The sequence below is a fragment of the Microbacterium paludicola genome (assembly GCF_039529675.1).
Lineage (GTDB): Bacteria > Actinomycetota > Actinomycetes > Actinomycetales > Microbacteriaceae > Microbacterium > Microbacterium paludicola.
The window spans coordinates 16,115-41,137 of sequence record NZ_BAAANG010000037.1; the positions used below are offsets into that span (position 1 = coordinate 16,115).

23 protein-coding genes, 1 tRNA gene and 1 pseudogene are annotated in these 25,023 nt (G+C 70.7%); 12 read left to right on the plus strand and 13 right to left on the minus strand.

The annotated features are described in order from the left end of the window. Nucleotides 1-17: 17 nt before the first annotated feature. The 3 genes from ABD161_RS15030 to ABD161_RS15040 all read right to left on the minus strand — a co-directional run bounded on the left by ABD161_RS15030 (nucleotide 18) and on the right by ABD161_RS15040 (nucleotide 3,295). Entirely contained in the window at nucleotides 18-923 is a 906-nt protein-coding gene (locus ABD161_RS15030; RefSeq protein WP_344004752.1) for a glycine betaine ABC transporter substrate-binding protein, read from the minus strand. A gap of 105 nt (nucleotides 924-1,028) precedes the next feature. After that, nucleotides 1,029-1,994, minus strand: coding sequence for an ABC transporter permease (locus tag ABD161_RS15035; RefSeq protein WP_344004755.1), 966 nt, complete (start codon nucleotides 1,992-1,994; stop codon nucleotides 1,029-1,031). Beyond that, complete coding sequence (locus tag ABD161_RS15040) at nucleotides 1,994-3,295, minus strand: quaternary amine ABC transporter ATP-binding protein (protein WP_344004761.1); 1,302 nt, start codon at nucleotides 3,293-3,295, stop codon at nucleotides 1,994-1,996. Before ABD161_RS15040 ends, ABD161_RS15035 begins: the two co-directional genes overlap by 1 nt. 439 nt (nucleotides 3,296-3,734) lie before the next feature. Between ABD161_RS15040 and ABD161_RS15045 the strand changes: the two genes are divergently transcribed. The 3 genes from ABD161_RS15045 (at nucleotide 3,735) to sufU (ending at nucleotide 5,990) form a co-directional block, all read left to right on the plus strand. Beyond that, nucleotides 3,735-4,214 carry an acyl-CoA thioesterase gene (locus tag ABD161_RS15045; RefSeq protein WP_344004768.1) on the plus strand — a complete coding sequence of 160 codons (480 nt, stop codon included), beginning with the start codon at nucleotides 3,735-3,737 and terminating at the stop codon, nucleotides 4,212-4,214. An 82-nt stretch (nucleotides 4,215-4,296) separates the two neighbouring features. Next, entirely contained in the window at nucleotides 4,297-5,556 is a 1,260-nt protein-coding gene (locus ABD161_RS15050; protein WP_344004771.1) for an aminotransferase class V-fold PLP-dependent enzyme, read from the plus strand. After that, complete coding sequence (sufU, locus tag ABD161_RS15055) at nucleotides 5,553-5,990, plus strand: Fe-S cluster assembly sulfur transfer protein SufU (RefSeq protein ID WP_344004774.1); 438 nt, start codon at nucleotides 5,553-5,555, stop codon at nucleotides 5,988-5,990. Before ABD161_RS15050 ends, sufU begins: the two co-directional genes overlap by 4 nt. Nucleotides 5,991-5,998: 8 nt before the next feature. Here the strand turns inward: sufU and ABD161_RS15060 are convergent, their stop codons facing one another. From ABD161_RS15060 to ABD161_RS15070, 3 genes and pseudogenes are all read right to left on the minus strand, one after another. Further along, complete coding sequence (locus tag ABD161_RS15060) at nucleotides 5,999-6,286, minus strand: HNH endonuclease (protein WP_344004777.1); 288 nt, start codon at nucleotides 6,284-6,286, stop codon at nucleotides 5,999-6,001. Between the two features lie 173 nt (nucleotides 6,287-6,459). Beyond that, nucleotides 6,460-7,395, minus strand: a pseudogene (locus ABD161_RS15065) (S41 family peptidase). Nucleotides 7,396-7,404: 9 nt separating this feature from the next. Next, complete coding sequence (locus tag ABD161_RS15070) at nucleotides 7,405-8,280, minus strand: acyl-CoA thioesterase (protein WP_344004780.1); 876 nt, start codon at nucleotides 8,278-8,280, stop codon at nucleotides 7,405-7,407. Nucleotides 8,281-8,372: 92 nt separating this feature from the next. On the opposite strand from ABD161_RS15070, the gene ABD161_RS15075 reads away from it, so the two are divergent. Continuing rightward, complete coding sequence (locus tag ABD161_RS15075; protein WP_344004783.1) at nucleotides 8,373-9,038, plus strand: DUF8185 domain-containing protein; 666 nt, start codon at nucleotides 8,373-8,375, stop codon at nucleotides 9,036-9,038. Nucleotides 9,039-9,174: 136 nt separating this feature from the next. Here ABD161_RS15075 and ABD161_RS15080 read toward each other — a convergent pair whose 3' ends face one another. The 3 genes from ABD161_RS15080 to pepN form a co-directional block, all read right to left on the minus strand. Continuing rightward, complete coding sequence (locus ABD161_RS15080; protein WP_322783503.1) at nucleotides 9,175-9,603, minus strand: globin; 429 nt, start codon at nucleotides 9,601-9,603, stop codon at nucleotides 9,175-9,177. Between the two features lie 28 nt (nucleotides 9,604-9,631). After that, complete coding sequence (locus ABD161_RS15085) at nucleotides 9,632-10,834, minus strand: mechanosensitive ion channel family protein (RefSeq protein ID WP_344004788.1); 1,203 nt, start codon at nucleotides 10,832-10,834, stop codon at nucleotides 9,632-9,634. Between the two features lie 85 nt (nucleotides 10,835-10,919). After that, nucleotides 10,920-13,469 carry an aminopeptidase N gene (pepN, locus tag ABD161_RS15090; RefSeq protein WP_344004791.1) on the minus strand — a complete coding sequence of 850 codons (2,550 nt, stop codon included), beginning with the start codon at nucleotides 13,467-13,469 and terminating at the stop codon, nucleotides 10,920-10,922. 241 nt (nucleotides 13,470-13,710) lie between these two features. On the opposite strand from pepN, the gene ABD161_RS15095 reads away from it, so the two are divergent. From ABD161_RS15095 to ABD161_RS15120, 6 genes are all read left to right on the plus strand, one after another. Next, complete coding sequence (locus ABD161_RS15095) at nucleotides 13,711-14,868, plus strand: ferrochelatase (protein ID WP_344004830.1); 1,158 nt, start codon at nucleotides 13,711-13,713, stop codon at nucleotides 14,866-14,868. Between the two features lie 93 nt (nucleotides 14,869-14,961). After that, nucleotides 14,962-15,480 carry a ribose-5-phosphate isomerase gene (locus tag ABD161_RS15100; RefSeq protein WP_344004795.1) on the plus strand — a complete coding sequence of 173 codons (519 nt, stop codon included), beginning with the start codon at nucleotides 14,962-14,964 and terminating at the stop codon, nucleotides 15,478-15,480. Beyond that, nucleotides 15,480-16,508: an Fpg/Nei family DNA glycosylase gene (locus ABD161_RS15105; protein ID WP_344004798.1), complete on the plus strand. Its 1,029-nt coding sequence runs from the start codon at nucleotides 15,480-15,482 to the stop codon at nucleotides 16,506-16,508. The genes ABD161_RS15100 and ABD161_RS15105 overlap by 1 nt, the downstream gene beginning before the upstream one ends. Then, on the plus strand, nucleotides 16,487-17,050 hold the full coding sequence (locus ABD161_RS15110; protein ID WP_344004801.1) for a GNAT family N-acetyltransferase: 564 nt from the start codon (nucleotides 16,487-16,489) through the stop codon (nucleotides 17,048-17,050). The genes ABD161_RS15105 and ABD161_RS15110 overlap by 22 nt, the downstream gene beginning before the upstream one ends. Before the next feature lie 111 nt (nucleotides 17,051-17,161). After that, nucleotides 17,162-17,815 (plus strand): FMN-binding negative transcriptional regulator, encoded by a 654-nt coding sequence (locus ABD161_RS15115; protein ID WP_344004804.1) that lies wholly within the window; start codon nucleotides 17,162-17,164, stop codon nucleotides 17,813-17,815. After that, nucleotides 17,812-19,329: an amidohydrolase gene (locus ABD161_RS15120; protein ID WP_344004807.1), complete on the plus strand. Its 1,518-nt coding sequence runs from the start codon at nucleotides 17,812-17,814 to the stop codon at nucleotides 19,327-19,329. The genes ABD161_RS15115 and ABD161_RS15120 overlap by 4 nt, the downstream gene beginning before the upstream one ends. Before the next feature lie 66 nt (nucleotides 19,330-19,395). Here ABD161_RS15120 and ABD161_RS15125 read toward each other — a convergent pair whose 3' ends face one another. After that, on the minus strand, nucleotides 19,396-19,881 hold the full coding sequence (locus ABD161_RS15125) for a Dps family protein (RefSeq protein ID WP_344004810.1): 486 nt from the start codon (nucleotides 19,879-19,881) through the stop codon (nucleotides 19,396-19,398). 203 nt (nucleotides 19,882-20,084) lie between these two features. Here ABD161_RS15125 and ABD161_RS15130 point away from each other — a divergent pair, with 203 nt between their 5' ends. Further along, entirely contained in the window at nucleotides 20,085-20,639 is a 555-nt protein-coding gene (locus ABD161_RS15130; protein WP_344004814.1) for a gamma carbonic anhydrase family protein, read from the plus strand. A gap of 5 nt (nucleotides 20,640-20,644) precedes the next feature. Here ABD161_RS15130 and ABD161_RS15135 read toward each other — a convergent pair whose 3' ends face one another. Then, a complete protein-coding gene (locus tag ABD161_RS15135) occupies nucleotides 20,645-23,542 on the minus strand; it encodes a helix-turn-helix transcriptional regulator (protein WP_344004817.1) in 2,898 nt (965 codons plus the stop codon). Between the two features lie 54 nt (nucleotides 23,543-23,596). After that, entirely contained in the window at nucleotides 23,597-23,764 is a 168-nt protein-coding gene (locus ABD161_RS15140; RefSeq protein WP_344004820.1) for a hypothetical protein, read from the minus strand. 249 nt (nucleotides 23,765-24,013) lie between these two features. On the opposite strand from ABD161_RS15140, the gene ABD161_RS15145 reads away from it, so the two are divergent. Continuing rightward, nucleotides 24,014-24,084, plus strand: a tRNA-Gly gene (locus ABD161_RS15145). Between the two features lie 114 nt (nucleotides 24,085-24,198). Here the strand turns inward: ABD161_RS15145 and ABD161_RS15150 are convergent. Then, a partial coding sequence (locus ABD161_RS15150) for an AbiTii domain-containing protein (RefSeq protein WP_344004823.1) occupies nucleotides 24,199-25,023 on the minus strand: 825 nt, incomplete at its 5' end.

Genomic DNA, 25,023 nt, shown 5'->3' on the forward strand with positions numbered 1-25,023 from the left:
CTTCGTGCGCGTGAGGATCAGCTGGTGAGCGAGTCCACGTATTCCTGGTTCTCCTCGGCCCACTGCTCGACGACGGGGCCCCAGTCGTCGGCGCCCTCGTTCTCGTTGAACATGAAGTTCTCGAGATCCGAGAGGGTCTCGGTGTCCATCGTGAAGCCGCTGAGCCACTCGGCGACCTCGGGGAAGTCGTCGGCGAAGCCGGTGCGGCCGTACGAGCTGAGTGTCTCCGCGTCGCCGAGCGTGCCCTCCGGGTCCTCGAGGTTCTTCAGCGGGAAGGCGCTGTACGCCCAATGCGGCTCCCACAGCGTCACGACGATGTTCTCGCCCGCGTCGGTCGCCGCCTGCAGCTCGGCCAGCATCGCGGGGGTCGACGACGTCTGGAAGTCCATGCCCTCGAGGCCGTAGGTCGGGATGGTGCTGTCCTGCACGGCAGCCGTGAGGCCCGCACCGGGCTCGATGCCGACGATCGTGTTGCCGAACTCGTCCGCCGCGCCGGCCAGCTCCGTGAGCGAGTCGATCGGGGCGTCCTCGTTCACGGCGACCGTGAGCTTGGAATCGTCGTTCCAGGTGCCGAGCTTCTCGATCGAGTCGCCGTACTGCGCGAGGTACTCCTTGTGCGTGACGGGCTCCCACACGTCGGTGGTGAAGTCGTAGTCGCCGTCGGCGAGACCCTGGAAGACGGGCGCCGCGTCGACGTACTCGAGCGTCACGTCGTAGCCCTGCCGCTCGAGCGCGACCTTCCACAGCTCGGAGGTGGCGATGCCCTCCTCCCAGCCGTTGAAGACGGCGACCGTGAGCTCGCCCTTCGACTCCTCGCCGCCGGCACCCGCGCCTGCGACGTCCTCGGCCGAGGCGACGCAGCCGGTCAGGCCGAGGGCGCCGACGGCCAGGAGGCCAGTCAGCGTCATAAAACGCTTGGTCATGCTGTGATTCCTTTCTCGAGCCGGAGAATCTCCCCGGCCGGATGCATCGGCTGAGCTCCGATGCCACGTCGCTCCTCGTCGGGGCGGCGCAGGTCTGTGTGTGTGTCAGGCGGTCGCCGCGACCGGTTCGGGAGCGGGCGCCTGGGCCGGGGCGAGCTGCCGCCCGCGGCGGCGCTGGGCCCGTTCGCGGATCCAGGCGAAGACGCCCATCCGCTTGCCGAACGCACCCGTGAGGCGATCCAGAACGATCGCGATGATGACGACCGAGATGCCGGCCTCGGCGCCGAGCGCCGTGTCGAGCGTGCCGAGGCTCTGGACGATGTCGCTGCCGAGGCCGCCCGCGCCCACCATGCCGGCGATGACCACCATCGACAGGGCGAGCATGATCACCTGGTTGACGCCCGCCATGATGGTCGGCAGGGCGAGGGGCAGCTGGATCTGGCGCAGGATGCGTCCGGGCGAGGAGCCGAACGCGTGCCCGGCCTCCACGACCTCGCTGTCCACGCCGCGGATGCCGAGCTCTGTCATGCGCACGCCCGGGGCGAGCGCGAAGATGATCGTCGCCACGATGCCGGGGGCCACGCCCACGCGCAGCAGCACGAGCGCGGGGATCAGCCACACGAACGCGGGCATGGTCTGCAGGAAGTCCAGGATCGGCCGCATCACGCGCGAGACCCCGTCGCTCCTGGCCGCCAGGATGCCGAGGGGGATCGAGATGAGCAGGGCCCAGAACGTCGCGACGATGACGAGCGACAGCGTCGCCATGGCGTTGTCCCATTGCGCGACGCTCGCGATGAGCAGCAGGCCGGCGGTCGTGCCGGCCGCGAAGACCCAGCCGCGCGCGAGCAGCGCGATCACGGCGAAGAGCACGATGATCAGGGACATGCCGGTGACGGCGAGCTGTCCGGGGACGATCCAGAAGTAGTCGGCGCCCAGCACGCCGTACAGCACGTCGTACATGCCCTTGAACACAGTGCGGAGCACCGCGAACAGACCGGACGCGTTGGCGACCAGCCACGAGACGACGCCTTCGGCGATGTCGCCGATCGGGAGGCGGATCATGCCGTCCATCAGCGCACCTCCACCTTCTCGTCGGCCTGGCCCTCCGTGGCGGCGAGCACCTCGTCGATCACGGCGGTGGGCACGGGCTCACTGGGCAGCATGATCTCCTCCGTGGCGGACGGGCCGGGGCCCAGGGCCGCGAGCAGCGTGACACGGGGGACGACGCCGACGAGGCGGCCGTCGGCGTCGAGCACGGCAAGCGGCAAGGGCGACTCGACGGCAGGGACGAACACGTCCATCAGCACGTCGGTGTCGCGCACCGTGGCGGGGGCCGGCGTGACGATCGACGACAGCGATCGCTCGCCCCGGCGCACCAGCTTGATGGCGTCGCGGTCGGTGACCATGCCGAGCAGCCGGCGGTCCTGGTCGACGACGTAGGCGGCCGACAGGAACGGCTCGCGCATCGCGCGCAGGGCGACGCGGGGCCCGTCGTGCAGGTCGACGACGGGGCGCGGGCGCTCCATGACGTTGCCCGCGGTCAGCACACGCGCGCGGTCCACGTCCTGCACGAACTGCTCCACGTAGTCGTTCGCGGGGTCGGTCAGGATGTCCTCGGGCGTGCCGATCTGCACGATCCGGCCGTCGCGCATCACCGCGATGCGGTCGCCGAGCAGCATCGCCTCGTTCAGATCGTGCGTGATGAACACGATGGTCTTGCCGAGCTTCTGCTGCAGCTCCAGCAGCTGATCCTGCATCTCGCGCCGGATCAGCGGGTCCAGCGCGCTGAACGCCTCGTCCATGAGCAGGATGTCGGTGTCGGCGGCCAGCGCACGGGCGATGCCCACGCGCTGCTTCATGCCTCCCGACAGCTGCGAAGGCAACTTGTCGCCCCAGCCGCAGAGACCGACGAGCTCGAGGACCTCCTGCGCGCGGCGCAGGCGCTCGGCGCGGCCGACGCCCTTGATCTCCAGCGGGTACGCGACGTTCGCCGCGACGGTCCGGTGGGGTAGCAGGGCGAAGTGCTGGAACACCATGGACACGCGGTCCTGGCGGATCCGGCGCAGCCGCTTGGCAGGCGCGCCGGTGAGGGCGTCGCCGCCCACCTCGATCGTGCCGGAGCTTGTCTCGAGCAGGCCGTTGAGCATGCGGATCAGGGTCGACTTGCCCGAGCCGGACAGTCCCATCACCACGAAGATCTCGCCGCGATGCACCTCGAACGAGGCATCGATCACGGCGGCGGTGGTGCCGGGGTCCAGTTCGTGGCGGGGGGTGCCGGAGCGCAGGCGCTCGACGGCTTCGGCGGGGCGACGCCCGAACACCTTGTACAGGTTCCGGGCTCTCAGGGCGGTGGAGCGGTCGTTGTCGGTCACGTTCTCCTCTGCCGGGCGACACGACGGATGTCGGTCGATCGGTGATCGGTCACGGTCCGGGCAGACGATGGAGCGACGCAGCGGCGCCGCACACGCGGCCGCCGGTTCGGCGGCGATCGTCGGCCATACGAATGCCATTCGGGCTGGCACGCGCGGTCCTGGGCGGGTCGCGAGCCCGGATCGTGTCGGACGCGTCGCCCGGGCTCCCTCGGCCTCCACCGGGGCGCACAGCGCGCTGTCCCGGGAGGGCCTCGACTAGGCTAGCAACGCCTCGCGAGCAGGGGAGACTCCCGATCAGCGGCAGTGGACGTCGGCTGGGCCGCGTCATTCCGCGGCTCTGGGTGCGATCCGCGAGTGGAATCGGCGCGGCCTCACCGTTACCTGATCGTGACCATTGCGGGGCCTGAGCGCATCCCGACGACGAGAGAGAGAGCACCGCATGACCCGCGTCCACATCCCGATCCATCGTCGCTGGGGCGACCTCGACGCCCTCGGGCACGTGAACAACACCTCGATGCTGAAACTCCTGGAGGAAGCGCGCCTGCGCGCGTTCTGGAGGTCCGCGGACCCCCGGGATCAGGCGCCGACTGCGGTCTTCGACGCCAGCGTGCTCGAGGGCGGGGGAGCGGTCGCCACCCTCATCGCCCGGCAGGAGATCGAGTACCTCGCTCCCGTGCCGTACGAGCACAAGCCTCTCGACGTGCAGATCTGGCTCGGCCGGATCGGCGGGGCGAGCGCCGAGGTCTGCTACGAGGTCTACAGCCCGTTCGGGAGCGATCCTCAGGTCTGCTACGCGCGGGCATCCGCGGTGGTCGTGCTCGTCGACACCGCGACCGGGCGTCCGACGCGGCTCTCGGACGAGGTCCGGGAGACGTGGGCGCCGTACGTCGAGGAGCCGATCAGCTTCGCGCGTCGCTGAGCGATCCCACAGCCTGAGGCGCCCGACGGCGCCACGGATGGGGGAGACTGGAGGACGGCCTTCTCGCCGGACAGGGAGCCTGATGCACACCACCTCGACCACGCCCTCCGCGTTCGCGCGCGACGCGTACCCGTACCTGCGCAGCAACGCCGAACGGACCTATCTCGACTCGGCAGCGACCTCGCAGCGCCCCGATGCGGTGCTCGAGGCGGAGGACGTCTTCGCTCGCACGCAGTACGCCGCGGTCCACCGCGGCTCGAGCATGGCGACCGGCGAGGCGACCTGGGCGTTCGAGGGAGCACGCGAGACCATCGCGGGGTTCGTGGGAGCCGGCGACCGCGAGATCGTGTTCACCGAGAACGCCACCGACGCCCTGAACGTGATCGCGCTCGGCCTGTCGGACGCCGCGACCTTCGGTGCTCCCGACCTCGCCTTCCGACCTGGCGACGAGATCGTCATCACGGAGGCCGAGCACCACGCGAACCTCATCCCGTGGCAGCGTCTCGCGCGCCGCACCGGAGCCACGCTGCGGGTCGTGCCGGTCGACGAGAGCGGCCTCTGGACCATCGACGACCTCACCGCCGTCGTGACCGAGCGGACGCGCCTCATCGCCTTCGCTCACGTCTCGAACGTCACCGGATACATCGCCCCGGTCGCCGACGTCGTGCAGGTCGCGCGTCGGGCCGGCGCGCTGACGGTGCTGGATGCGTGCCAGTCGGCCCCGCACCTGCCGCTCGACCTCGGTGCGCTCGGCGTCGACTTCGCCGCCTTCTCGTCGCACAAGATGCTGGGGCCCACCGGCATCGGCGCGCTGTACGGCCGCGCCGAGCTGCTCGACAAGCTGCCGCCCGCGCGCACCGGCGGGTCGACGATCACCACCGTCACGCTCGAGGACGCCGAGTTCCTGCCGTCGCCACAGCGCTTCGAGGCCGGCACGCAGCCCGTGACCCAGGCTGTCGGCTTCGGCGCCGCGGCCGCATACCTGTCGGCCATCGGCATGGACCGCGTCCGCGCGCACGAGGCCGAGATGGCCGGCCTGCTCGTCGACGCCGTGCGGGCGGTCCCCGGGACGCGGCTCTTCGGGCCGCCCGCGGGCGCCGAACGCGCCGGCCTCGTCAGCTTCGTCGTCGACGGGGTCCACTCCCACGACGTCGGTCAGTTCCTGGATGACCGCGGCATCACCGTGCGCACGGGACACCACTGCGCCCAGCCGCTTCACCGCAGGCTCGGCGTCGCCGCCACGACGCGGGCAAGCGCGTACGTCTACACGACAGCGGACGACGTCGCCCGCTTCGGCGCGGCCCTCGCCGAGGTGCGCGCGTTCTTCGGAGCCGACCGATGAGCGCCGAGCTGGAGGAGCTGTACCGCGAGGTCATCCTCGATCACTCCCGCAACCCGCAGGGGAAGGGCGATCCGACAACCGCCGCCCACACCCACCATGAGCTCAACCCGTCGTGCGGCGACGAGATCACCATGGGCGTCACGGTGGGCGAGGACGGCCGGATCACCCGGCTCGTCTGGGACGGTCAGGGCTGCAGCATCTCGATGGCCTCCGCCTCGGTGATGGCCGACATGCTCGCCGAGGCGTCGAAGGCCGAGGCGCTGGAGCGGATCGAGGAGTTCCGCACGATGCTGCGCTCGCGCGGCGCGGGGGAGCCGCCGGAGTCGCTGGAGGACGCCGCCGCCTTCCAGGGCGTCGCGAAGTACGTGATGCGCATCAAGTGCGCGATGCTCGGCTGGGTCGCCCTCGAGGCCTGCCTGAACCAGGCAGCGTAGAAGGAGGGTCATTCCTCCGGCGGCACCAGGGCACGCAGGATGGTCGCGTGGCGCAGCAGGAACGCCCGCTCGTCGAGCTTCTTCCGACGCAGCCAGCCGGTGACCTCCGCGTTGTGCTTGCTCGCGTTGCACGACGCGCACGCCGGGACGACGTTCTCGAGCGTGTAGCGACCCCCGCGCGAGATCGGCAGGATGCAGTCACGTTGGAGCGCGGGCCCGTCGGCGCCGCAATATGCGCATCCCGCCCACGCCTCGAGCAGCTGCTGCCACTGATCAGCGCTGAGGTCGTTGTCCACCCGGGCGAGTCTGCGTTGCCGCCGCTTCGCATACCGCGCGCGAGCCGCGGGGGACAGGCGAGCGGACGAGAGATCGCGGCGGGGCATGGGGCGAGACTGCGCGCCGGGGACGCGGAGCATGATCTGCGCCGCACCGTCGCGATCTTCGCCCTCGGTGCATCCGCCGATCGCGCTCAGCGTCCGCAGGCTCCCGCGAGCCAGGCGGCGGCGCGGCTCGGCGCCTCACCGCGATCGGTCACCTCGTCCGGAGCGATCCGACTGTCGTAGACGCGGCCGTCTCGGTCGACCATGCGGGACGTCGTGAGGACCAGCATCGCGCCGTCGTCGAGCTCGTGCGTGACGTTGCCGGTCGGCACGCCGGCCGTCCGCACACCGAACACACGCGTCTCGGCGCGCCCCGCGAAGCCGACGCGTACCGCCTCGGCCGCACTCGCGGTGCCCGCATCGGTGAGCACGGCGACCGATCCGCGTCAGCGGTACGCCGTCCCCGACGCCAGCACGTCGCCGCCCGGCAGGATGAGGTCGCCGTCGACGACGGCGGTCACCTCCTCGCCGCCTTCGGGTTCCCGCAGCAGGACGGCCGGCCCGTCCGGCAGCAGTGGCGCGACGGCCGCGAGCATCGGGAACATGTTGCCGCCCACGTTGCCGCGCAGATCGACGATCCAGCCGCAGTCCACGTCGGCACTGTCCAGCGGTGTGAGCGCGGCGTCGCGATAAGCGCGCACGAGGTCGTCGTCGCCGCTGTTGAAGGCCGGCAGTGTCAGGGGCCCGATGCCGTCGCTCGCGGCGACGGTCGGGGTCTCCAACTCGTCGGCGCGGGTTTCGCTCGCCGCCGCCTCATCCGGATCGAGGAACACCGAGTGCGCCCCTCCGGCGAGCCGCGCGAGGGACCGCAGCGTGTCGTAGGTCTCGGTGATGTCGTCCGCCGCCGCGATCCGCGCCTCCGCACGCTGCTTCGCGTCCGACCATCCGTCGCCTGTGGCGAAGAGCCCGTCGTCCATCAGTGCGATCGCGTGCTCGGCATACGCCTGAGCTTCGGGTGACGGCTGCGCCGCGCATCCCGTCAGGACCGCCGCGAGGGCGGACAGTGCGACGAGATGGCGGCGCATGGGCCGAGGTCACGCGCCGGGGACTCGGAGCATGATCTCCTGATTGACCGTGGCGAGCAGGCGACCGTCGCGCGAGAAGAGGTTCCCCTGCGCCAGCCCCCGGCCGCCGCGCGCGCTCGGCGACTCCTGGACGTAGAGCATCCACTCGTCCGCGCGGCCGAAGCGGTGCCACCAGATGGCGTGGTCGAGGCTCGCGGTGCGGACGCCCGGCGTCGACCACGGCACGCCGTGCGCGCGCAGCACCGATTCCTGGATGGTGAAGTCGGTCAGGTAGGCGAGCGCCGCGCGGTGAAGCACCGGATCGTCGCCGATCGGGCGGCGCAGGCGGGTCCACACCGCCTGACGCGGCTCGGGCTTGTCGACCGACAGGTAGATGTCCGACCCGACGTGGCGCACCTCGATCGGGTTCATCCGGATCAGCAGCGACGCCTCGGGCCGGTCGTGGACGAGATCCGACGGCCCATGGAGCTCCTCCGGACCGGGGACGTCGGGCATCGACACCTGGTGCTCGAAGCCCGGGTCGTCGTCCTGGAACGAGGCGATGCCGGAGAAGATCGGCTCGCCCTCCTGGAATGCCTGGATGCGGCGGCGCGAGAACGAGCGGCCGTCGTGGATGCGGTCGACGGAGAAGGTCAGCGGCTTGGCGATGTCGCCGGGACGCAGGAAGTAGCCGTGGAGCGAGTGCGGTGCGCGGTCGGGCGGCAGCGTCCGCGAGGCGGCGACCACCGACTGGCCGAGCACCTGACCGCCGAACACGCGGCCTCCGGGCATCGGGTGGGACGAGGCGGTGAAGATGTCCTCGCTCGTGCGGGCGCCGGTCTCTCCGATGGCGAGCACCCCCAGCAGGACGTCGATCGGATCGGCGGATGCGGGGGCGTCGGTCATCCGTCCAGTCTAGATTCGCGCGCGGCGTCATCCGGTGTCGCTTGGCGTCCGCTCACGACCGCGCCGCGCCCGCGGCGACCTAGGCTTGACCGGTGACCGCCGCCCGCCTCGTGCTCGCCGATGCCCCCTCCGCCCAGGATGCGCTGACCTTCGCGCGCCGCTCGGCCCGGATCGGGGACGAGGGCGTGCGCCTGCAGGCCGCGGGCGGGGTGCTCGCGATGTCGACGGCGGCACTTGCGCCGCGGGGGCTGCTCGACCGCACGCCCACGGTGCTCGGGATGCGCATCATCGCGGCCGATCCGGAGCTGCAGTGCGACCTCGTCGTCAGCGAGCTCGCCGAGACGGACGACGACACGGCCCTCGCGCTTCCCGAGACAGCCCTGGCCCCCGCGTGGGCGGGTGTCGCGCCGCCGCGGGGCGGCTGGGAGCCTCGCGGCGAGATCCCCGCGGCGACGCTCGCCTCGCGCGCGCAGTGGGGGATCGCCGCGGTCGCCGAGCGGGTTCCGAAGGACGCCGGCGAGGACGTCGTGCGTGCGATCCGCGGCGACGTCTGGGGGATGCCGGATGACGCCCTGCTCGGCCTGCCGCTCGGCATCGCGTTCGCGGCCTTCTCGCTCGGCTTCATCGGCGGGGAGGAGCAGGCGCGCGTCACCGCCTCGGGCCGCTGGACGCGCGTCACGCTTCAGCGCGGCCACATCCTGTCGCGCGGCCCGGCCGCGATGGGCATGACCGCCGTGCGGGAGACCGGCAGCCGCTGAGGGTGCCGCGAAGCGGGTGCCCGAGCGCTGAGACGCGCGAGCATGCGCGTTGCACTGTGCCCGTGCGAACGGAGTGAGCGTGCCGCGAAGCGGCCCTGCGGGTGCGCAGCGCTCGCCTCCGACGGAGCGAAGCGAGCTACGAAGGAGTCTCCTCGAACGTGTTCACCATCGCGTGGGCCGCGCGCTGCAGGTAGTCCCACAGCGTCTCCTCGTGGAGGGGCGCGAGGCCGAGCTCGTCGACTGCCGTGCGCATGTGCCGCAGCCAGCGGTCGCGCGCGTCGGGGTTGACGTGGAACGGAAAGTGGCGCTGGCGCAGACGCGGGTGGCCGCGGGTCTCGCTGTACGTCGTCGGGCCGCCCCAGTACTGCTCGAGGAACAGCGTCAGGCGCTCCTTCGCCGGACCGAGGTCCTCCTCGGGGTACATGGGCTTCAGCACCGGATCGTCCGCGACGCCGCGGTAGAACACGTCGACGAGCTTCACGAACGTGTCGTGCCCGCCGACGGCCTCGTAGAAGGTGATGGACGGGTTCTCGTCGTGGCCCTCGGGCCGGATGCCGAGGGTCACTGGATCACTCCGTTCAGGGTCTGTCCGCTCACAGGGCGCGATCCTTTCCGGGGTGGTCCCCGTCACCGTCGGGCGCCTCGCGCGGGGCGTCCGCCGAGGGTGCGCTCTCATCGATCTCGCCGTCGGCGACGGGCTCGTCGTCCTGGCTGCCCTCGTCGCCGGGAGGCGGGGTCGTCAGCGGAGCCTCGTCCCGCGCGGTCGTCTTCTTCTTGCGGCCCAGCGGACGCCACGAGGGGCGCTCGGGGAGGGGCTGAGGCTCGGTGCGCGGCGGGTTCGATCCGCGCACGCGCAACGCGCCGTCCGCACCCGTGAGGGTGACGGTCTCGAGCGAGGGAAGGTCGAGACCGAGCTCGTGCACAGTCGCGCGCAGTCGCATGCGCAGCTCATGGGCCACGTCGTCTTTCGCACTCGGCTTCGCGCGGAGGACGAGCCGGATGCTGAGCGTCTCGCCCGCCACGGACTCCAGGCCCCAGACCGCGGGGGAGCCGATGACGCGGGTGCGCCAGCGGCGGTCCTTCGAGAGTTCCTCCGCGGTGTCCAGGAGCGCCGCCTCGACGGCGAGCACGTCGATGTCCGCGGGAAGCCCGACGTCGATCACGACGCGCGACCAGCCCTGCGACATGTTGCCGATCCGCGTGATCTCGCCGTTGCGCACGTACCAGAGCGTGCCGTTCACATCGCGGACGTGCGTGATGCGCACGCTCACGAACTCGACCACTCCTGTCGCGAGCCCGAGATCGACGACGTCGCCGATGCCGACCTGATCCTCGGCGACGATCAGGATGCCGTTGAGCACATCCTTGACGATGTTCTGCGCGCCGAAGCCGAGGCCCGCGCCGATCGCCGCGCTGATCAACGCGAACGACCCCAGCAGGTTCTCGTTGATGATGTTGATGATCAGGATGATCGCGACGATCACGATCGTCGTGTTGATGATGTTGGTCAGGATGGAGCCGAGCGTGCGCGTGCGCTGAACGAGCCGGACGGCTGCCAGCGGCGACCGCTCGAGGGCGCGCGTGTCGTCGACTTTCGCCTTGCTCTTGGCGCCCTGCACGATGCGGTCGACCACACGGCGCACGAGCAGCCGCAGGACCCAGGCGATCAGCGCGCAGACCACGATCGTGATCGCGATCCAGAGCAGCTTCCCGCCGATCACGCCGAGGACTTCGAGCACCTGTTCGCCGAACGTGAGGACCTTCTCTGCGGTGTCATCGGTATTGGTGTGAATCATCCCCTCCAGCGTATGCGGCGAGCCCCGGCTCCACCTGAGGTGACGCCGGGGCTCGCTGGGGATGTTCAGGCCCTGCGGAGGGAACTCACTCCGCGTCGCGCGCCTGGGCGGCGAGAGCGCGCTCGACGCCCGCCAGGTTCTCGATCACGATGCGACGCAGCGCGGCGGGGGCCTCGGGGTTCGCCACGAGCCATCCGCGCGTCGCCTCGAGCAGCGCGGCGTCGGCGAGCGGCGCCGGATACAGCAGCTCGCAGAGGTACTCGGCGATCGTGAACGAACGCGCCTCCCAGATGGGAAGCAGCATCGCGAAGTACTTCTCCACGTACTCGCCGAGCAGGTGCCGGCCCGCCGGGTGTACGAAGCCCGCGGCGGACGTGCGCACGAGGGTGTTCGGCAGCGTGTCCTTCTCGATGAGCGAGGCCCAAGCCGCGGCCTTCGCCTCGGCCGTCGGGATGGCGGCGCGGGCTTGGGCGGCGAACTCGCCGCCCTTCGCCGTGTTGTCGCCCGCGAGGGCCTCGTCGATGGTCGCCTCGTCGGCGACGCCGCCCGCGGTGAGCGATACAAGCAGCTGCCACGAGAGGTCTGTGTCGATCGTCAAGCCCTCGAGGGAGGTCTCGCCGGCGCGGAGCCCGCGGACGATCTCCCAGTGCGCCGGCGTCGACGCGGCCGAGGCGAACGCCGTGACGAACTGCAGCTGGGCGTCACTGCCGGCCTCGGCGGCCTGAGCGAGCGACCACAGGCCGTCGGCCACGCGGGCGCGCGTGATGTCGCGGTGATCCGGAGCGACGTACGCGTTGGCCGCGAGCTGCAGCTGAGCGAGCGTCGTCCGGATGGTGGTCGACTCGGTCTCGCGGCCGATGTTGCGCAGCACGAGATCCACGTAGTCGCTCGCCGACGACTCGGCATCGCGGGTCTGATCCCAGGCGGCGCCCCAGACGAGCGAGCGCGCGAGGGGGTCGGCGATGTCGGCGAGATGCTCGATGGCGGTCGCGAGCGATCGGTCATCCAGGCGGATCTTGGCGTACGCCAGGTCCTGGTCGTTCAGCAGCACCAGGTCGGGCCGGCGCTGACCCTTCAGCTGCGGCACCTCGGTGAGGTCGCCGTCCACATCCAGCTCGATGCTGTGCGTGCGCGCGAGGGCGCCGTCCTTCAGGTCGTAGAACCCGATGCCGAGACGGTGCGGTCGGATCGTCGGGTAGTCGGCCGGCGCGGTCTGGGTGATCGCGAAGCGCGAGATCGTCCCGTCGCCCGACTCGTCGATGACGGGGGACAGGGTGTTGACCCCCGCGGTCTCGAGCCACTTCTTCGACCAGCCCGACAGGTCGCGGCCGCTTGTGCGCTCGAGCTCGACGAGCAGATCGCTCAGCTCGGTGTTCGAGAACGCGTGCTTCTTGAAGTACGCGCCGACGCCCGAGAAGAAGGCGTCGATGCCGACCCACGCGGCGAGCTGCTTGAGCACCGAGCCGCCCTTGGCGTACGTGATGCCGTCGAAGTTGACCTGGACGTCCTCGAGGTCGTTGATCTCGGCGACGACGGGGTGCGTGGAGGGAAGCTGATCCTGGCGGTACGCCCAGGTCTTCTCCATGGCGTTGAACGTGGTCCACGCCTCGGTCCACTCGGTGGCCTCGGCGGTGGCGATCGTGGACGCCCACTCGGCGAACGACTCGTTCAGCCACAGGTCGTTCCACCACTTCATGGTGACGAGGTCGCCGAACCACATGTGGGCGAGCTCGTGCAGGATCGTCACGACGCGACGCTCCTTGACGGCGTCGGTCACCTTGCTGCGGAAGACATAGGCCTCCGTGAAGGTCACGGCGCCCGCGTTCTCCATCGCTCCGGCGTTGAACTCGGGGACGAAGAGCTGGTCGTACTTCTCGAACGGGTACGGGTAGCCGAACTTCTCCTCGAAGTACGCGAAGCCCTGGCGGGTCTTCTCGAAGATGTAGTCGGCGTCCACGTGCTGCCACAGGCTCTTGCGGGCGAACACGCCGAGCGGGATGACCCGGCCCTCGGAGTTCGTCAGCTCGGAACGGACCTCCTCGTACGGGCCGGCGATGAGCGCCGTGATGTACGACGAGATCCGCTGCGTCGGTGCGAAGCCCCACGTCGCGGTGGCGCCCTCGTCGTGCGTGATGGGCTCGGGGGTCGGCGCGTTCGAGACGACCTTCCAGTTCGCCGGCGCGGTCACCGTGAACTGGAACGTGGCCTTGAGGTCGGGCTGCTCGAACACGGCGAACATGCGGCGCGAGTCAGGCACCTCGAACTGCGAGTACAGGTAGACCTCGCCGTCCACGGGGTCGACGAAGCGATGCAGGCCCTCGCCGGTGTTCGTGTAGAGGCAGTCGGCGTCGACGACCAGCTCGTTCTCCTCCTCGAGACCGTCGAGCTGGATGCGCGAGTCTCCGAACACCACGGCCGGGTCGAGATCGCGCCCGTTCAGGGTGATCTCGCGCACATCGCGCGCGATCAGGTCGATGAAGGTCGATGCGCCGGGGGCTGCGGCGAACCGGACGACGCTGCGCGAGCCGAACACCTCCGCGCCCTTTGTGAGATCGAGCGCGACCTCGTAGGAGCGGGTGTCGATGACGGTGCGGCGCTCGTGCGCTTCGTTCCGGGTGAGGTTCTCTCCAGGCACTGCTGAGCTCCCGTGGGGTGAGGGTCGGGGGACGCGCAGGCATGGGTGACGCCTGCGGCAACCCGACAAGACTACGTCGTCCGTCGCTGGGCACGGCCACCGCCCTGGCGAGGCGGGTCACGCGGGATGTCGTCCCGGCTTCTACAGAGGTGCGAAGATGGAGGACGTGAACGAGCAGCGCGACGAGAACCAGACTCCCGGATCGAACCCCGCCACCGCAACGGTCGAGCAGCGGGGGCCTCTGTTCGCCTCGCCCGAGGCGTCCACCGGAGCGCCGCACATCGAGAACGCCGTCGCGTACGACGCGATCTTGCTCGCCAGCTTCGGCGGACCCGAGGGCCAGGATGACGTCATCCCCTTCCTCCGCAACGTCACCCGTGGCCGGGGTATCCCGGACGAGCGGCTGGAGGAGGTGGCCACTCACTATCGCCACTTCGGAGGCGTCAGTCCCATCAACGCACAGAACCGAGCGCTGAAGGAGGCCATCGAGGGCGAGATCGCACGCCGGGGTCTCGATCTGCCGGTGTACTGGGGAAATCGCAACTGGGCGCCGTACCTCGACGAAGCCGTGACCGCCGCGGACGCGGCGGGTGACCGACGTCTCCTGGCTATTGCGACCAGCGCCTACAGCTCGTTCTCGAGCTGCCGGCAGTACCGCGAGGACTTTGCTCGAGTGCTGTCCGACACCGGGTTGGGTGACCGCGTCACCATCGACAAGGTCCGTCAGTTCTTCGACCACCCCGGATTCGTGCAGCCCTTCATCGACGGCGTCGAAGCCGCGGTGCGCGGCTTCCTGTCGGACGGCGTCGCACCCGAGCGCGTCCAGGTGCTGTTCTCGACGCACAGCGTCCCGATGCAGGACGCCCAGCGCTCAGGCCCGCGCGATGTCGAGTGGGGCGATGGTGGCGCATACGAGGCGCAGCACCTCGCAGTCGCGGAGGTCGTCATGGCGGACATCGCGACGCGCGTCCCCCAAGCCGCCGACGTGACGTGGAAGCTCGTCTACCAGTCGCGCTCGGGTCCCGCCTCGCAGCCTTGGCTCGAGCCCGACATCAACGACGTGATCGCTGAGCTTCCCGCGGCCGACATCGAGGCAGTCGCCATCGTTCCGCTCGGCTTCGTCAGCGACCACATGGAGGTCATGTGGGATCTCGACAACGAGGCGATGGAGTCGGCGGCGGAAGCCGGCATCCGCGCGGTGCGCACGCCCACGCCAGGCGTGGATCCGGTTTACGTCTCCGGGCTGGTGGATCTGGTCGAGGAGCGACTGAAGGGCACGCCCGCCGCCGAGCGGCCGCATCGCACGGCACTCGGACCATGGTTCGACATCTGCCGCCCGGGGTGCTGCGAGAACGTCCGTGCCGGATTCAAGCCCGCGGCGGCCGGTCTCCTGCCGTAACCCGGCCCGGCAGGGCGCTTCGGCTCTTCGCTCGCTCAACGACCGACGGGGCGGTTCGTGGCACGCCGCCAACGAGAATCTAGGATCGACCTCATGCGCATCCATATCGCGACCGACCACGCCGGCCTCGAGTTCTCCACCCAGCTGCAGCACCACCTGGCGGGGCAGGGCCACGAGGTCGTCGACCACGGGCCGATCGAGTACGACCCCGTCGACGACTACCCCGCGTTCTGCATCCGCGCGGCGCAGGCTGTCGTCGCGGATCAGCGTGCCGGCGTCCCGGCGCTGGGCATCGTGTTCGGCGGTTCCGGCAACGGCGAGCAGATCGCGGCGAACAAGGTCGAGGGAGTGCGCGCCGCCTTGGTGTGGAGCATCGCGACCGCCGAGCTCGCCCGCGAGCACAACGACGCCAACGTGATCGCGATCGGCGCGCGCCAGCACGCGTTCGAGGATGTCGTGCGCTTCATCGACCGCTTCATCGAGACGCCGTTCTCGCAGGACGAGCGCCACGTGCGCCGCATCGCGCAGATCGCGGCCTACGAGACGGACGGCTCGCTGCTTCCGGATCCGCGAGCGGATGAGCAGCCGGAGGCCGGCGGGCCTCGCACCTGATGCCAGAGGGTCACTCCGTCCATCGCATCGCGCGGCAGTTCGCGCGGAACTTCGTCGGCCGTCCCGTCCGTGCCTCGAGCCCGCAGGGGCGCTTCGCCGACGGTGCCGCGCAGCTCGACGGCCGCACGCCGACGACGGTGCGTGCCGTCGGCAAGCAGATGTTCATGGAGTTCGACGGCGACCTGTGGCTGCGCGTGCACCTCGGCCTCTACGGCGCATGGGACTTCGCGGGGGAGATCCTCGTCGATCCGACGATCGCGTCCGCGAACGGCCGGATGGGCCAGACGAGTCAGCGCGGCACCGACCTCGCGACGCCGGATGACGCACCGGTCTTCGACGACGCCGGTGAGAACTCGCTCGCGTCGATCGGCGCCCCGCGCCGGACGCGGGTCCATGTGCGCATGTCCGAGCAGACGAAGGGGCTGGACGAAGCGGATGGCCTCGAGGCCGCCGATTCGGAGTGGCCGCCGCCGGTCGTGGGGCAGGTGCGGCTTCGGCTTATGACCGACGTCACCTGCGCCGATCTGCGCGGCCCCACCGCCTGCGTGGTCGAGACGCCGGAGCAGGTCGCCGCCGTGATCGCCCGGCTCGGCCCCGACCCCCTCGTTGGCGACCCGCGCGAGAACGAGGAGCGGTTCGTGCAGGCGGTGCGCCGCCGCAACGTCGCGATCGGCCAGCTCCTGATGGATCAGTCGGTCGTCAGCGGCATCGGCAACGTGTACCGCGCCGAGATGCTGTTCCGCGCGAACCTCGACCCGCACACGCCGGGCAGGTCGATCCCCGAGGAGGTCGTGCGCGGCCTGTGGCGCGACTGGGTCGAGCTGATCCGCATCGGCGTCGAGACCGGGCAGATGATGACGATGGACGGGCTTGAAGGCGACGAGTGGCGGAAGGCCATGGCCCACCGCGACGACCGCCACTGGGTCTACCACCGCACCGGCCTCCCGTGTCGCGTCTGCGGCACCGAGATCGTGCTCGAGGAGATGCAGGCGCGCAAGCTCTACTGGTGCCCGCAGTGTCAGCGCTGACTGAGCCGTTCGTCACCGGGGAGCTGATGCTCGCTCCGGTCTCCAGGGACGACCTTCCCGAGATCCACCGGCTCCACGCCGATCCGGCCGTCTGGCGTCACCTTCCCTCGGGACGGCACCGGACGCTCCTCCGCACGCGCGAGATGGTCGAGGCGTACATCGACGACTGGCGCCACGGCGTCGGCTATTGGACCGCGCGGCTGCGCCGCTCGGGCGACTACGTCGGCATCGGCGGCTGCCGCCTGCGCGAGGCGACCGCCTGGAACATCTACTACCGGATCGATCCGGCGTACCAGGGCCGCGGCTTCGCGACGGAGATCGCGCGCGCCGGCATGGGCGCGGCCACCCACATCGATCCCGACATCCCGATCTCGGCGATCCTGCTCGAGCACAACCTCGCCTCGAAAGCCGTCGCCGAGAAGCTGGGGCTGCGCCTCGCCTGGCGTGGGCCGGATGAGGGCAATCCGGATCCAGACGCGGTGCGCCTGATCTACACCGATAGCGACGTGACCCCCGAGCAGCTGGACGTCCTCCGGTCCTGATTCGCCTGTGGCTCGACGAACGCCCGTTCGCGGTGGGCGAACAGGTGCGGCTATCGCGGTGGTCCCGTCGCGCGGCGTCCGGGGCCCCTGCTCCGCCGTACGATCGGATCCATGCGTCAGAACCCGAGCTTCGCCTTCACGGATGTGGCCGAACTGCGCCGCCTGATCGACCGCAACCCGTGGGTCACGCTCGTCAGCGCGACCCCTGAGGGACTCACCGCCTCGCACTACGCGGTGCTGCTCGACGAGGGGCGCGAAGACCTCACGATCGTCGGGCACGTCGGCCGGCCGGACGACGCGATCCACGGCCTCGGCGAGCGCGAGCTGCTTGTGGTGGTGCAGGGCCCCCACGGGTACATCTCGCCGAACTGGTACGGCGACGGCCCCGCGGTGCCGACGTGGAACTTCGTCTCCGCGCACCTGAGCGGCGTCCCCGAGATCCTGAGCCCCGAGGAGAACCTGGCGGTGCTCGACAGGCTCGTCGCGCGCTTCGAGTCGCGCATGCCGGATCCGCGGATGATGTGGGAGCGCCCCAACGACGCCGACTTCGTCACGAAGCTCGAGCGCGGCACCGTCGGCTTCCGGCTCACCCCGACGAAGGTGGTCGCCAAGCGCAAGCTGAGCCAGAACCGGCCCGACGACGTGGTCGAGACGATCATCGGCGAGCTGTCGGGCGACGGACCGTTCCGCAACCCCGCCCTGGCGGCGGTGATGCGCCGTTCGCAGGACGCGCGCGCGGCCGCGCGTGCCGGGGACGCCGGATGACCGCGCGCGGCACCCGGGTCGACGTCATCGCGGATGCGCGCATCACCGGGGAGGGGCGTGAGCTGCTGCCGTTCGCCGGCGTGGACGACGACGCGCTGTACGACGTGATCGTCGCCGACGGGCTGATCGCCGACATCGCGCCCGCCGGCGCGCTGCCGCGCCGTGGGAGCGTGCTGAACGCGCAGGGCGCGTGGCTGATCCCCGGGCTGTGGGATCACCACGTGCACATGCTGCAGTGGGCGCTCGGGGTCGAACGCTTCTCGGTGCGGGAGGCGCAGACCGCGGCCGACACCGCGGCTCTTGCGGCGCGCGCCCCGGTGCGCTCCGACGGGCGGCGTATCGCGGTCGACATGCGCGACGCGCTGTGGGCGGATCCCGCGACCGTGGCGCTGCTGGACGCGGCGACCGGCGACGTGCCGACGTACATCCTCAACCTCGATCTGCACTCGGCATGGTTGAACTCGGCCGCGCTGCGGCGGGAGGGATTCGCGCCGGATGCGAGCGGCTTCGTGCGCGAGGACGATGCGTTCGCGGTCGCCCGCATTCTGAACGACGTGCCGGTCGCGGACGCGGACGCCGCCGTGGGACGCGCGGCGCTGGCTGCCGCGGCCCGCGGAGTCGTCGGCTGCGTCGACCTCGACATGACCTGGAACGAGGAGCCCTGGCAGCGCCGCGTGGCCGGCGGCTTCGACAGCCTGCGCGTGGACTTCGGCATCTACCCGCAGCACCTCGAGCGCGCGATCGGTCTCGGCCTGCAGTCTGGTGATCCGCTGCGTGACGCGGACACGGAGCTCGTGCGGGTGGGCCCGCTGAAGGTGATCACCGACGGCTCGCTCGGCACCCGGACCGCCGCCTGCTCGCACGGGTACGGCGACGACCCGCACAACCACGGGGTGCTCACGGTCTCGCCCGAGGATCTCGTCGAGCTCATGACCGCCGCCACCGCCGCCGGCATCGGGTGCGCGATCCACGCGATCGGCGATCTCGCGAACTCGCACGCCCTCGACGCCTTCGCCTCGACGGGCGCCGTCGGGCGGATCGAGCACGCGCAGCTGGTGCGGCACGCCGATCTCGCGCGATTCGCGCGCGTGGGCGTCGGGGCGAGCGTGCAGCCGGAGCACGCCATCGACGATCGGGAGCTGACCGAGACGCTGTGGGCGTCGCAGACGGCACTTGCCTTCCCGCTGCGGTCGCTGCGCGATGCGGGAGCGAACATCCTGCTCGGCTCGGACGCGCCGGTCGCCCCGCTGGACCCGTGGGTCTCGATGGCGGCGGCGGTGTTCCGCACGCACGGGGATCGCCCCGCATGGCGTCCCGAGGAGCGGCTCGATGCCGAGACGGCGCTGGCGGCATCCACCTACGGAGGGTCACGCCACTCGGCTCGGATCGAGCCCGGCGCGCTCGCGGATCTCGCGATCGTGGCGGACGATCCGCTCACCGCGGGTGAGGAGCGACTGCGCACGATGCCCGTGCACGCGACGATGATCGGCGGCCGCCTCACGCACGTCGCCTGATCGCGACGACGAGCACGACGAAGGGCTCCGGATCAGATCCGGAGCCCTTCGTCGTGTGGTGGCTGATTACTCGGCGATGTGCGCCACGAGGAACCAGCGGTCCTTCTCGAGGCCGGCCTTGATGCCGATGGCGACGTCCTGGCTGGTGAGGTCGATCTCGTCGAGGCCGTCGATCGCGGCGTCGAGGTCGGCGATCACCTTGTCGATGTCGGCCACGATGGCGCGGATGGTCTCGGTCGACTGCGAGAAGCCCGCGGCGACGGTGGTGCCGGCGGCCTTCTGCGCAACGGTCTCGAGGCGGGCGTCGATCGGGAGCCCCAGGGCCACGATGCGCTCGGCGGCCTCGTCGGCCCACGCGCCGGCGTGCTCCACGAGCGTGTCGAGGAACTCGTGCACGCCGATGAAGTTCGCGCCGCGCACGTGCCAGTGCGCCTGCTTGCCGTTGACGGTGAGCGCCTGCAGGCCCAGGACGACGGGGGAGAGGAACTGCGACGCCCCCGCGGCGACAGTCGGGTCGGCGGCGGTGGTGGCGATGGTCTGGTTGCTGCTCATGTCTATCCCTCCGAAGTGTTCCGGCGCGAGAGCCGGTCGGTGAGTACAACGCTACTCGCGTTCGGGCATTCCGCAAGCAAGCCAAGGCTCGGCTAATTACCGCCTCACCTGGGAAAACATAGGCAAGCCATACCTCACCGCGCCGGTGGGGCTTGACAGCGGTGGCGGCCGCACGGAACGGGTCGGCGTCGTAGAGTCGGCGCATGGCCGTCTCTCTGCATGCATCGATCCTGCCGCTGAGCTCTCCGACGGGCGACGAGGACCTCCCGGCGCTCCATCCCGACGCCTTCGTCGCGGACGGCGCACGGGTGATCGGGTCGGTCTCCGTCGGCGAGCGCGCGAGCGTCTGGTACAACACCGTGGTCCGGGGCGACGTCGCCGCGATCTCCATCGGCGCGTTCAGCAACGTGCAGGACAACGTCTCGGTGCACGTCGACGCGTCCAACCCGGTCGACATCGGGGAGTACGTGTCGGTCGGGCACAACGCCGTGGTGCACGGCTGCACCATCGGCGACGGCGCACTCATCGGCATGGGAAGCGTTGTGCTGTCGGGTGCAGTGATCGGCGCCGGCAGCCTCGTGGCAGCGGGCGCGGTCGTGCTCGAGGGCACCCAGATCCCGCCCAGATCGCTCGTGGCCGGCGTGCCGGCGAAGGTGCGCCGCGAGCTCACGGACGACGAGGTCGCGGGGCTGCGCGACAACGCCGTCGCCTATCTCGCGCACGCCGAGCGGCATGCCGCGGGGCTCGCCGCCGGCTGAGGAACTCAGCGTGCGATGAGGTCGCGCGCGAGGTGCGCCGCCTCGGCACGGTTCGCGGCGCCGAGCTTGCGCAGGATCGCCGAGACGTGAACGCTCGCCGTCTTGCCGCTGATGAACAGCCGCTCGCCGATCTGCTTGTTGCTCAGGCCCGCGGCGACCAGCTCGACCACCTGGCGTTCGCGTTCGGTGAGGCCCTCCGCCGCCGTGCGGGTCGTCGCCTCGCGCAGCAGGCCGGATGAGCGGCCGAGGGCGAGTGCCGCGTTCCGGATGGACGTGACGTCCCGCTCCGCCGCCTCCGCGAGGGTCTCGTCCAGGCGTTCGCGCGCCGCGGGACGGTCGCCGACCGCGAGCAGCCACTCGGTGGAGCGGAGCAGGACCGCCGGCCGCAGGTAGACGGGGGCGCGCTCGCTCCCGGATGCCGCCAGGGCCGCCTCCCACGCGGCGTGTGTCGGCCGCAGCTCGGCATCAACGGCCGGACTCCAGACCGCGTGCGTCGGCCACCACGCGGAGGCTCGATCGAGGATGTCGCGCAGCGTGGCGGCCGCGCCCTCGAGATCGACCTCCGTCTGGCCGGCATCGCGCATCCGCGAGATCACCCGCGCCACGGTCCAGGAGAACGGCGGAACGTGCCCCGGATGCAGCCGGGCGGGATCGGCGTCGAGCAGCGCCTGCGCGTCGCGCCACGCGCCGGCGAGGTCGCCGAGCGCGAGCGCGATCTCCGCACCGACGTGCCCGACGTTCAGCCGCGACTGCACCTCGAACCGCGACGTCTGCGCGAGCTGCGGGCGCGCGTCGGCCATCGATGCCTGCGCGCCGGCCGCGTCGCCCTGCCACAGCTGCAGCCACGCGATCCCGCGCACGAGGTAGGACCGGAACGACCCAGGGGGAGCGAGCGCGAGCGATCGCTCGAGCAGCTCCCTCGCCTCGTTCCAGCGGCCGAGATCCGTCAGGGGGTCGGCGGCGTTCGAGGCGAGGATCACGCCCGACGTGCGGTCGGCGCCGTATCGGCGAGCGGCGTCGAGACCCTCCCGCGCGATCGCGAGCGCGCGGCGGTACTCGCCGAGGTGGTACGCGTGGTCGGAGGCGTTCACCCAGTAGCGCAGCAGCGCGGGGCCGTCGGTGCCGGCGAGTTCGCGAGCGCGTTCGAGCCCCGCGGCCGCCGCGTCGAGCTGCCCCATGTGCCCACGGCACAGCGCCGCGAGGTTCTCGGCCACCGACTGCAGCCGGTCGACTCCCTGCTCGCGGCCGAGCGATGAGCCGGCATGGCGACGGGCGAGCGCCGCGCCCTCCTCGGCCAGCACCAGCGCGTCCTGGTCCTCGCCGATCAGCATCAGGCGCCCGGACAGCGACACCATGACATCGGCGCGCATAAGATCCACCTTCGGGCCGCCGCCCAGCGTGTCGAGGGTGGCGAGCGCTTCCCGGTATGCCTCGATCGCGCCCGGGCGCGCGAGCATGGCGAGCCCGCGCCCCTGGTTGTTCAGCAGCAGCGCGTGCTCGAGCGTGCCGGGATGGCAGTCGGCAAGCGCGAGTTTCAGCACGGCGAGGCTGCGCTCGACGTCGCCCGCGTTGCGGAGGTAGGTCGCCGTGCGGCCCATCAGCTCGCGCCGCGTCATCCCCGCCACGGCCTCCGGGTCGTCGACGCGGTCCCAGAGAGCAAGTGCCCGCTCGGCGTTCGGCGCGGCAGAGGCGTAGCCGAGCGCGGCCCGGGCCTCCCGCATCGCCTGCAGCCAGGCCGGGAACGCGCGCGACGCGTTGCGGGCGCCTGACCAGTGGTGAGCGATCGCGGCCGCGGCGGGCGATCCCTCGGCGGCGCGTCGCTCGAGCTCGATCGCGTACCGCTCGTGCAGGCGCTCCCGCACGCCGGGGAGGAAGTCCTGCAGGATCGCCTCGCGCATGAGCGCGTGCCGGAACCCGTAGCCCGTGGCTGTGGCCACCAGCACGCCCCCGCCGATCGCCTCCCACGCGGCGGCGTCCAGCGTGTCGGGGTCCTGCCCGAGCACGGCCGCGAGCAGATCGTGCTCGACCTCGACGCCGCCGACCGCGACGTGGCGGACGATGCGCTGCGAGGGCTCCGACAGACGCTCGTATCGCAGCAGCAGCAGATCGCGCAGGCCGTCGGGAAGGCCCGCGCTGCCGTCCTCACAGGCATCGAGGTCGATGAGCTCCTCGATGTAGAACGGCACGCCGTCCGTGCGCTCGAGAAGCGCGTCGACGGCGGTCTCCTCGGGCACCTCGCCCCGCAGCTCGCGCATCAGCCGTCGGGTCGACTCCCTGTCGAGCCGCGGCAGATCCATCCGCAGCGCCCGGCGGTCGCGGGGGAGCTCGGCGAGGAACGCGCGCGCGATGTGCCCGCGCCCGATGTCCTCGGACCGGTAGGAGATGATCAGCAGGATCGGCGCCTCGCTGAGGGCGCGCGTGAGGAACCGCAGCACCGCGAGGCTCGCGGGATCGACCCAGTGGAGGTCTTCGATCACAAGAACCAGCGGCCGTTCGACGGCGACTGCCTCGAGCAGCAGTGCGATCGACTCGTGCAGGCCGCCGGGCGTCGATTCCCGCGCCTCGGCTCCGACGCCGAGCTGCGGGAAGAGGCGGTGCATCGCGCGCTGGCCGCCGGTCATGCGGTTGACCTCGTCCGCGCCGAGCTCGGTGATGAGCGGGCGGAGCGCGCCGGCGATCGACGTGTAGGCGTCGCCGGAACCGCCGAGGTCGACGCAGCGTCCGATGAGCACACGTGCGGCGCCGGCGTGCCGTTCGAGGAACTCGGTCAGCAGGCGCGTCTTGCCGATGCCTGCCTCGCCTCCGAGCGCGACCGTGCGCGGGCGACCGGCGACGACATCCGCCATCACCTCCGCCAGGAGGTGCAGCTCGCCATCGCGGCCGATCAGTTCAGACGTCTGCATCCGCACCCGCCCATCGTGACATCCCCCACCGACATCCCGGTGGACCCGCTTCCGTCATGCGCCGTGGCGAGGAAGCAGCCGGCGAAGGACGCCCTGCCGCCGCACGGCCTTCCGCACCGTTGCGCTCCGCTCATCGGCGCGGCGCTCCTCGAGCGCGCGGCGCCGGGCGATGTGCTCCTCGGCCTCGCGCACGTGCAGCTCGTACTCCCTGATGACGGTCATCGGATCGATGTTCATGTCCCGCTCCATCCCTTGTTCGGATGTCTCCACGCTCGTCTCTGAGGTGGGGGAGGGGCATCGGACGATCGCCCTATTTCCGAGTCGCCGGTGCCTTAGGCGCGACTCCATCCGGCGCCGGAACGGGATCGGCAGGATCGCCGGCGAGGTCTCCGCGGCGTGCCCGCGTCGAGGGAGCGGCGCGGAATCGGATAGACTCTTACGCGCTGCCCGATCCGTCTCGGATCGCGTCGCGGGGATGTAGCTCAATGGTAGAGCCTCAGTCTTCCAAACTGATTACGCGGGTTCGATTCCCGTCATCCCCTCCCAGTAACCGCAACGGATCGCGGCCCACCGGCCTCAGACTCCGAAACGGAAATCCCGTCCAGAACCCGTCCAACGTGACGGAGTCCGGACGGGATTGTTCGTTGGGAAGCGGACTACGCTTGACCTAGGAACTGCTGGATGAGCTGGTCGACCTGGCTCGCTGCCACCTCAGCGGAGATGTTGCTTGTCAGCGAGAGTGCACCTGCGCCGACCCGGGTGAGCAGCGCCTTGAACCGGTTCGGGCGATCCGCCTCCGGCGCTTCCGCGGCCTGGCGCAGCTCGACGATGCCTTCCTCTGACAAACCGAGCCCGCGCGCAGCCGCGATCAGCGACTCGACGTCGTTCTTTTGCACGGTCACGGCTACCGATGTTCCGTCGCCGTGCGCGATTGTCGTGCCGTCTCCGTAGATGTTGTTCGTGATGTTGAAGACAGTGCTCGCGATGCTTGGCTCTGCAATCGTCGGCCCATTTTGCGTCCCCGCTTTGGGGTCGGTTGTCTGCAACTCCAGAGCGAAGTCGAGCGCGGTGTTACGGACGGTATTGATGATGCCGCGCAAGACGGCGCGCGTAAGTACTCGCTGTGCGCTCACGAGCCCCATCATGTCGATGTGCGGCACCTTGCCCTCGTCGATCCATGAGTTGTAGTAGCCCACGTGCTGAGGATCCCAACCGATTCCGGGATCCTCATTCAAGTTGGCGAGGTCCTCCAGCTCTGCGAGCGACTGCGTCAGGCTCGCAGTGAAGAGCGGAGTAGCTGCGAAATCAGGGACGCCCGACGCGCTCACCAACTGCACCGCAGAGGTCCCGAATGGACCTGCCCATTGTCCGCGCACCGGTGTTGACAGCTTGTCCCTATAGCTCGGCAGGTTGTCTGGCGCTTGACCCCTGATCTTGGACACGCTGATTCCAGCACGATGCTGGGGAAGCGAGAATCCAAG

Excerpts from the sequence above, each read along its gene's own strand:
- ABD161_RS15030 (WP_344004752.1), bottom strand. The coding sequence starts at position 923 with ATGACCAAGCGTTTTATGACGCTGACTGGCCTCCTGGCCGTCGGCGCC.
- ABD161_RS15035 (WP_344004755.1), bottom strand. The coding sequence starts at position 1,994 with ATGGACGGCATGATCCGCCTCCCGATCGGCGACATCGCCGAAGGCGTC.
- ABD161_RS15045 (WP_344004768.1), top strand. The coding sequence starts at position 3,735 with ATGACCCGCGTCCACATCCCGATCCATCGTCGCTGGGGCGACCTCGAC.
- ABD161_RS15050 (WP_344004771.1), top strand. The coding sequence starts at position 4,297 with ATGCACACCACCTCGACCACGCCCTCCGCGTTCGCGCGCGACGCGTAC.
- sufU (WP_344004774.1), top strand. The coding sequence starts at position 5,553 with ATGAGCGCCGAGCTGGAGGAGCTGTACCGCGAGGTCATCCTCGATCAC.
- ABD161_RS15070 (WP_344004780.1), bottom strand. The coding sequence starts at position 8,280 with ATGACCGACGCCCCCGCATCCGCCGATCCGATCGACGTCCTGCTGGGG.
- ABD161_RS15085 (WP_344004788.1), bottom strand. The coding sequence starts at position 10,834 with ATGATTCACACCAATACCGATGACACCGCAGAGAAGGTCCTCACGTTC.
- ABD161_RS15100 (WP_344004795.1), top strand. The coding sequence starts at position 14,962 with ATGCGCATCCATATCGCGACCGACCACGCCGGCCTCGAGTTCTCCACC.
- ABD161_RS15105 (WP_344004798.1), top strand. The coding sequence starts at position 15,480 with ATGCCAGAGGGTCACTCCGTCCATCGCATCGCGCGGCAGTTCGCGCGG.
- ABD161_RS15115 (WP_344004804.1), top strand. The coding sequence starts at position 17,162 with ATGCGTCAGAACCCGAGCTTCGCCTTCACGGATGTGGCCGAACTGCGC.
- ABD161_RS15120 (WP_344004807.1), top strand. The coding sequence starts at position 17,812 with ATGACCGCGCGCGGCACCCGGGTCGACGTCATCGCGGATGCGCGCATC.
- ABD161_RS15125 (WP_344004810.1), bottom strand. The coding sequence starts at position 19,881 with ATGAGCAGCAACCAGACCATCGCCACCACCGCCGCCGACCCGACTGTC.
- ABD161_RS15130 (WP_344004814.1), top strand. The coding sequence starts at position 20,085 with ATGGCCGTCTCTCTGCATGCATCGATCCTGCCGCTGAGCTCTCCGACG.
- ABD161_RS15135 (WP_344004817.1), bottom strand. The coding sequence starts at position 23,542 with ATGCAGACGTCTGAACTGATCGGCCGCGATGGCGAGCTGCACCTCCTG.
- ABD161_RS15140 (WP_344004820.1), bottom strand. The coding sequence starts at position 23,764 with ATGACCGTCATCAGGGAGTACGAGCTGCACGTGCGCGAGGCCGAGGAG.